General features: G+C 33.5%; 7 protein-coding genes. 4 read left to right on the forward strand and 3 right to left on the reverse strand.

Annotated features, from left to right (window positions below; translation table 11 throughout):
• Nucleotides 1-264 precede the first annotated feature (264 nt).
• Together HKP48_RS00175 and HKP48_RS00180 are read left to right on the forward strand one after the other, a co-directional pair.
• Nucleotides 265-540 (forward strand): hypothetical protein, encoded by a 276-nt coding sequence (locus HKP48_RS00175; RefSeq protein ID WP_296341567.1) that lies wholly within the window; start codon nucleotides 265-267, stop codon nucleotides 538-540.
• Between the two features lie 296 nt (nucleotides 541-836).
• Complete coding sequence (locus HKP48_RS00180; protein ID WP_296341569.1) at nucleotides 837-1004, forward strand: hypothetical protein; 168 nt, start codon at nucleotides 837-839, stop codon at nucleotides 1002-1004.
• Between the two features lie 95 nt (nucleotides 1005-1099).
• Here HKP48_RS00180 and HKP48_RS00185 read toward each other — a convergent pair whose 3' ends face one another.
• Both HKP48_RS00185 and HKP48_RS00190 read right to left on the reverse strand, forming a co-directional pair.
• The gene (locus tag HKP48_RS00185) at nucleotides 1100-2653 is read right to left on the reverse strand and encodes a DEAD/DEAH box helicase family protein (protein WP_296341571.1); all 1554 of its coding nucleotides are present in this window, start codon (nucleotides 2651-2653) and stop codon (nucleotides 1100-1102) included.
• 51 nt (nucleotides 2654-2704) lie between these two features.
• The gene (locus tag HKP48_RS00190; RefSeq protein WP_296341573.1) at nucleotides 2705-3622 is read right to left on the reverse strand and encodes an EamA family transporter; all 918 of its coding nucleotides are present in this window, start codon (nucleotides 3620-3622) and stop codon (nucleotides 2705-2707) included.
• Between the two features lie 208 nt (nucleotides 3623-3830).
• Between HKP48_RS00190 and HKP48_RS00195 the strand changes: the two genes are divergently transcribed.
• A complete protein-coding gene (locus HKP48_RS00195; RefSeq protein ID WP_296341575.1) occupies nucleotides 3831-6131 on the forward strand; it encodes a type IA DNA topoisomerase in 2301 nt (766 codons plus the stop codon).
• Nucleotides 6132-6193: 62 nt separating this feature from the next.
• A complete protein-coding gene (locus HKP48_RS00200; RefSeq protein WP_296341578.1) occupies nucleotides 6194-6334 on the forward strand; it encodes a hypothetical protein in 141 nt (46 codons plus the stop codon).
• A gap of 11 nt (nucleotides 6335-6345) precedes the next feature.
• On the opposite strand, the gene HKP48_RS00205 is transcribed toward HKP48_RS00200, so the two are convergent.
• Entirely contained in the window at nucleotides 6346-6483 is a 138-nt protein-coding gene (locus HKP48_RS00205; protein ID WP_296341580.1) for a hypothetical protein, read from the reverse strand.
• Nucleotides 6484-6785: the final 302 nt, after the last annotated feature.

Here is a 6785-nt window from a genome sequence, read left to right on the forward strand (position 1 = left end):
AGGTAGAAAGAATTGAAAGAAAATTGAATAATAGGCCTAGAAAAAGGCTTAAATTTGAAACACCATTAGAAGTAATGGATAAACTTTTGTTTAAAACAGAAGTTGCGTTTATGACTTGAATCTAGCATTTAATAAAACCTCGATAAGTACAAATCTTGAATTTCTATTTTACATAATATTAAGAGTTCTAAATAAAAAGGTTCAAATAATAGAGAGAATAGAATAAGTGCTTAGAATTTTATCCTTCATAAAATTTAAGCTCTTATGGCAAGCTTACGAGAATTACATAGAAAAAAATATAACGCACAAATACTCAAATACGCTAAAATTTCAATAACAGTAAAAAGGTTAGCTTTTATAATGCGTTGGCAAGCGTTGGTTAATTATTCGCCAGATTTCTATTGTTTTAATAAAGAGCTCATGAATGCTACGCATTTGAGTTTAAAAGCAATCGAGCGTTTGACAGCGGATATTTTACATATAGACCAATTAAAGCTTACGAATTCAAAAACATTATTACGTAAAATAGTTGTTACATAATTTCTATCGATATGAACCTAAAGGCATCATATCTGCAACTATGTAAAATAGAACCCAAAAGTTCTATTCGCTATTTTACTCACATGAACACATTTGCACTATAATTTATATTATGTAAAATAAAATATATCTATAATAAATAGTATACCCTCTATCTTGATACTTTGTGTACTCAACGATAATATTATGAATTAGTAAACACTTAGCGATAAATTTGTTACTTAACTATAACATACTAAACTTATAAGTATCTGTATTTAAATTACTTAGCACTATATTTATAAAACTTGTGTACTATGGATAAAAACTTAGGCTTATTCACACAAATCAATGGTTTATCGTATTGGTTATTACAACAAAGTAATTTAAAAAATCAGTCGTTTTGGATGATAATGACGATAGCTCTTTATATCTATCTAAGATGGATTACAATCCATCTACAAGCACCATATCGAGGATTTTAGTAAAAATACAGTCGTTTACTAAAAATAGAGCTATAATCTATTTTATCGCACTTATTACAAATAAAAGGCACTATAAAAGACCAAAGACAAGCATCCTAGTCTTCTGGTGGATAACCGTGGATTTCTTCAAATTTTTTATCAAAATTTGCTCGTAGATAACTATTCAGTTTCTGTTTGTAGTCATCCTTAAGCCATTTCATGAAGTTGTGTGTGCTTTTACTAATACATTTGGCATACACCTCAAGTCTGTTATTAATATCGTCTTTAAGGAGTTTTGCTAAAGCTAAAGCATCGTAAACATCTTCACTATTCTCTATACAGATTTTTGCATGATGTTCTATTGAGCGCTCTAAAACCACCTTTGAGGATTTGCCACTAGCAACGGCATTTTTATACGTTTCACGGATGTCAAAATACGTGTTTTCAGACTTTGAAAATTCGTCTTTAATATCTTCATGTAAATCGTGCTTAAAATTAGCTTCAATCCTATCATCATCCAAAATACGGTCTGCATACCAATTCGGTGATTTAAAAATCAATTGCCAATCTAAATCTGCACCCCAAGGTCCAAAGCGGTAAGCATTGTTACCTAAATCGACAACCGTGAATTTCGATTTGTTATTCAATATACGTGAGCCACGACCTATCATTTGGTAATATAAAGTCAATGATTTTGTTGCTCTGTTTAAAATAATGGTGTCAATAGTTGGCTCATCAAAACCTGTGGTTAAAATACTTACAGAGGTTAAAATGGCATTTGGTGTTTCGTGAAACCATTGTAAAATCTCCTTACGCTGTTTCTTAGTCGCGGTGTTATCCAAGTGCATAATTGGGATGCCAGCTTCTCTAAAGGCATAATACACGTTAATACTGGTGTTAATCCCATTATTAAAAATAAGGGTCTTCTTCCCTAGCGCGTGTTTTTTATAGGCATCAATAAGCTTTTGAAGCATCGCTGGACTAGAGTATAAATCTTCTGAGGATTTAACCGTATAATCACCGTTAGATCCGACTTCTAAGGACGTTAATGCCATATCGTACTGAAATACTTCTGGGCGTGCTAAAAATTCGTTTTCGATAAGATTTTCAATAGTTTCGCCAGTAATCAATTCGTTATAATTGTCTTTCATTGGCAGTTCTTTATTAGAACTTAATGGCGTAGCCGTAACCCCAAGAATAAAGGACTTTTCAAAGAATTTAAACAGTTTTGTAAATGAGTTGTAGTGTGCCTCATCAATAATCACTAAACCAACATCTGATATATCTAACATGTTATCATTCAGACGATTATTTAAGGTTTCGACCATAGCTACAAAACAACTATAATTAGCTTGGTCGTCCAAGTTGGCTTTACTATCCACAACTTTGTTAGTCACACCAAAACTCGTTAGCATTTTTGAGGTCTGCGAACATAACTCAATTCTGTGCGTCATTACCAAAACCTTTGTATTGTGGTTTTTTAAGTATTGACGTACCATTTCCGAAAAGATGACCGTTTTTCCACCACCAGTTGGTAACTGATACAATAAGTGGTAATCTTCTGAGGCGTTATCAAACTTATCAAAGATTTGCTGGATGGCACCTTGCTGATATTCGTAAAGCTCCTTATCGGTTTTCTTTTCTTGTAATGCAGAATTATTTTCAGACATAAATATTCGTGAATTTTGGAAATGCAAAACTACATTTAAAAGTGTGATGAATTAAACAGAACGCGAAGAAATTTTTGTGCGACGTTTTTCTTTTCTAGTATTTATAAAATAGACACCTAAAAGCAACAAACAACCTGCAATTATAGTTTGAAGGGTTATTGATTCGCCCAAAAAATACCAACCAAGCAACAATGCAATTATAGGGTTAACATATCCTGAAGTAGAGACTTTCTCTGGCGATACTTTTTTAAGTAAATAATTAAAAGAGGTAAACGCCGCAATACTTCCAAACAGCACCAAACATAGCATAGAAATCAGTGTATCCATCTGCCAAGATTTTGGAGATATCCACGTATCTCCAACCATTACACTAAGGATTCCCAATAAAACGCCAGCAGATAGCATCTGATAGCCCGTAGAGACAAAGAAATTCTTTGGGAGTTCGGCCTGTGATACAAATACACTTCCTATACTCCAACTTAAAACGCAAGCAAAAATAATTAGGATTCCTGTTATACTACCTTCATGGAGGTTGAGTCCGTTTTGACTTACTAAAATGTACATGCCTATAATACCCAACGCTATACCAATTAAAGAGCGCAACTTTATCGGCTTTTTTTGGTATATCCTCATAATAATTAAAATCATTAATGGACTTATAGACGCTTCTAACGCTGCAAAACCACTATCAACAAACTTCAGTGCATATACAAATGCACCGTTCCCAAATGCTAAGAATAACACGCTAGCGATAACAATATTTCTTAACTGTTTGATAGAAATAGTTAGTGATTTTTTTAAAATTTTAGCAACAACTAAAACCAATATACCTGCCGTTAAAAACCGAATGGAAGCCAGCATAAACGCAGGTAATTCTGTTACTGCAATTTTATTCCATAAATAGGTCGAACCCCAAAACACGTAAGTTGAGAAGAATGCTAAAAGAATAAGGATGGTGCTTTTATGCATTTTGGTATTGGTTAGTTTTTTAAATAAGTGACAAAAGTAATCTTTGCCACGCTCCTATTCCGATTTTAATGAAAGGATTAACATATTTTACTTGTGATGTTAAGGTCATGAAAGGCTTAATGATAAATTAGTTATAAATCTAGGTTGCTATTCCTTTTAAAATCTCCAAATTTATTTATTTTAGGAGCTCTAAATTCAATTTATAAAAGTGAAAGTCTGTATTGCCGAAAAGCCTAGTGTTGCTCGCGAAATTGCTGCTGTTCTTGGTGCATCTACCAAGCGCGATGGATATTTTGAAGGTAATGGTTATGCCGTGACTTATACCTTCGGACATCTTTGTACACTCAAAGAACCGGCAGACTATAAACCTTATTGGAAAAGTTGGGATTTAAACAACTTGCCCATGCTTCCTGAAAAATTTGAAATCAAAGTTTCAGATAATGACGGTATAAAAAAACAATTCAATATTGTAAAAAGTTTATTTGATAAAGCAGAAGTGGTGATTAACTGTGGTGATGCTGGTCAAGAGGGAGAATTGATTCAACGTTGGGTGTTGAATGAAGCCAATTACAAGGGTAAAGTACAGCGTTTATGGATTTCGTCTTTAACTACCGAAGCTATTAAAGAAGGGTTTCAAAATTTAAAACCATCTGAAGATTATGATAATCTCTACTATGCAGGATTCTCGCGCTCAATTGGGGATTGGTTATTAGGAATCAACGCCACCCGATTATATACCGTAAAGCATGGTGGTTACAAACAAGTATTGTCCGTTGGTCGTGTACAAACACCAACTTTGGCAATGCTCGTTAACCGATGGAAAGAGGTAGAGAACTTTAAGCCACAACCCTATTGGGAACTACAAACGACCTATCGGGATACACTTTTTAGCTATGAAGAAGGTCGATTCCTAAAGCAAGAAGATGGCGAGATTTTAGCCAATAAAGTTAAAGAAGACCAATTTGAAATAGTTTCAATTACCAAAAAGAAAGGCACAGAATATGCACCAAAACTTTTTGATTTAACAGGCTTACAAGTCTACTGCAATACTAAGTTTGGAATGTCGGCAGACGATACGCTAAAAGCAGCGCAACGCTTGTATGAGCAAAAGGCCATTTCATATCCTAGAGTAGACACGACGTTTTTACCAAATGATGTGTATCCCAAAGTAAAAGGCATTCTGAGTAAACTCACGGATTATTCAAATCTAACGTCTCCTCTACTCGATAAAAAAATAAAAAAATCGGCTAAAGTTTTTAATGATAAAAAAGTGACAGACCATCATGCTATCATTCCAACTGGCATGCAAATACATATGCAACATAATGACAAAAAGGTCTATGAAGCTATTACAAAACGTTTTATCGCTGCGTTTTATGATGATTGTAAAGTTTCAAATACTGTAGTTATTGGCAAAGCTGCGGAAGTCAATTTTAAAACAACAGGAAAAGAAATATTATCCAAAGGTTGGCGTGTGGTTTTTGGCTCTGGAAATTCTAAAAAAGAGAATCTTTTACCCACTTTTGAAAAAGGCGAAAAAGGACCTCATGAACCGTCATTTTTAGAAAAACAGACCAAGCCACCCAATCAATTTACAGAGGCTTCGCTCCTACGCGCCATGGAAACCGCAGGTAAACAAGTAGATGATGACGAGTTACGAGATATTATGAAAGAAAATGGTATTGGGCGACCTTCAACACGTGCCAATATTATTGAAACCTTGTTCCGAAGAAAATATATAAAGCGAAATAAAAAGCAAATTTTACCCACAATTACTGGTATTCAGTTGATTGATACCATTCAGAATGAATTATTAAAATCTGCTGAGCTTACGGGAACATGGGAAAAACAACTTAAGGATATTGAAAAAGGTGAATTTTCCGCTGGTGCTTTTATAAAAAGTATGAAACGCATGGTGGATTCTTTGGTATACGAAGTCCGAACAGAAAAGGTAACTACAAGAATTTCAGCAGTAAACAACAAACCTCTAGGAAAGACTAAAGCTAAGTCAAAGTCAAAATCTTCAAAAAGTGTTTTTGGTTCAGACTGTCCTAAATGTAAAAACGGACAATTGATAAAAGGAAAATCAGCATATGGATGTCATCTCTATGGAACCTCTTGTGATTTCATTTTACCTTTTAAATTTGAAAACAAAAAAATATCAGAAAATCAATTTATTAGACTTTTAAGTAAAGGCACTACAGTTAACCTTAAAGGATTTAAAATCAAAGGAGTAACAACCGAAGGCTTATTGCGATTTGATGATGATTTTAAATTAAAATTAGAACCAAAAACAGGTCGAAAAAATACCTCTAAATTACCTGAAAATACTTGTCCTAAATGTAAAAAGGGAACAATCATTAAGGGCAAAACAGCTTATGGTTGTAGTGATTATAAATCAGGATGTGACTTTAGATTCTCGTATGACTTATTACGACAAAAAGCGAATGGACAGCAATTGACAAAAGCATTGGTTTATAAAATTTTGGCGGAAACCATCAATTCTTAGTTATGATGGTAGGGAAAAGTGATTTAAACTGTTATAGTTATATAAATCATATTCTCTCGATTATGAAAAATAATCTTTCCAAAGCATTTTTGCTTATGTTTAGTCTATGTCTTCTATCCATGCAATGTGATGACGATGATGGAGCTATTTACAATACTTCAGAAATTGCAAACATCATTGCAACAGCTCAATCTGATACTTAGCGAATAACAAATTACGTAGATTCAGGACAAAATGAAACTAATAAGTTCTCTGGGTATGATTTTACATTTGAAACTTCTGGAACTTTAACAGCAACGAATGGCTCTGTAACTAAAACTGGTACATGGTCACTCACGGATGATAGTAGCATTAGTAGCGATGATGATGATATCGATTTTAATATTTTCTTTCCTATACCAGATACTGAGGATTTTGAAGATTTAAATGATGACTGGGATATTGTAAGTTATTCTAGCAACCAAATTGTATTACGAGATGTTAGTGGTGGAGATGTTAGTATTGATGAGCTAACTTTTACTAAAAATCAAGGCTATATTCTATAATATGACTTAAATAAGTTGTATTTTAGTAAAAACGAAAGTCATGATACCACAAAATTTCACAGAATACTTCAAAAGCCTCGAATTATTTGAGCGACAGGAAATAGTAAAT

This window comes from Winogradskyella sp. (genome assembly GCF_013042245.1).
Lineage (GTDB): Bacteria > Bacteroidota > Bacteroidia > Flavobacteriales > Flavobacteriaceae > Winogradskyella.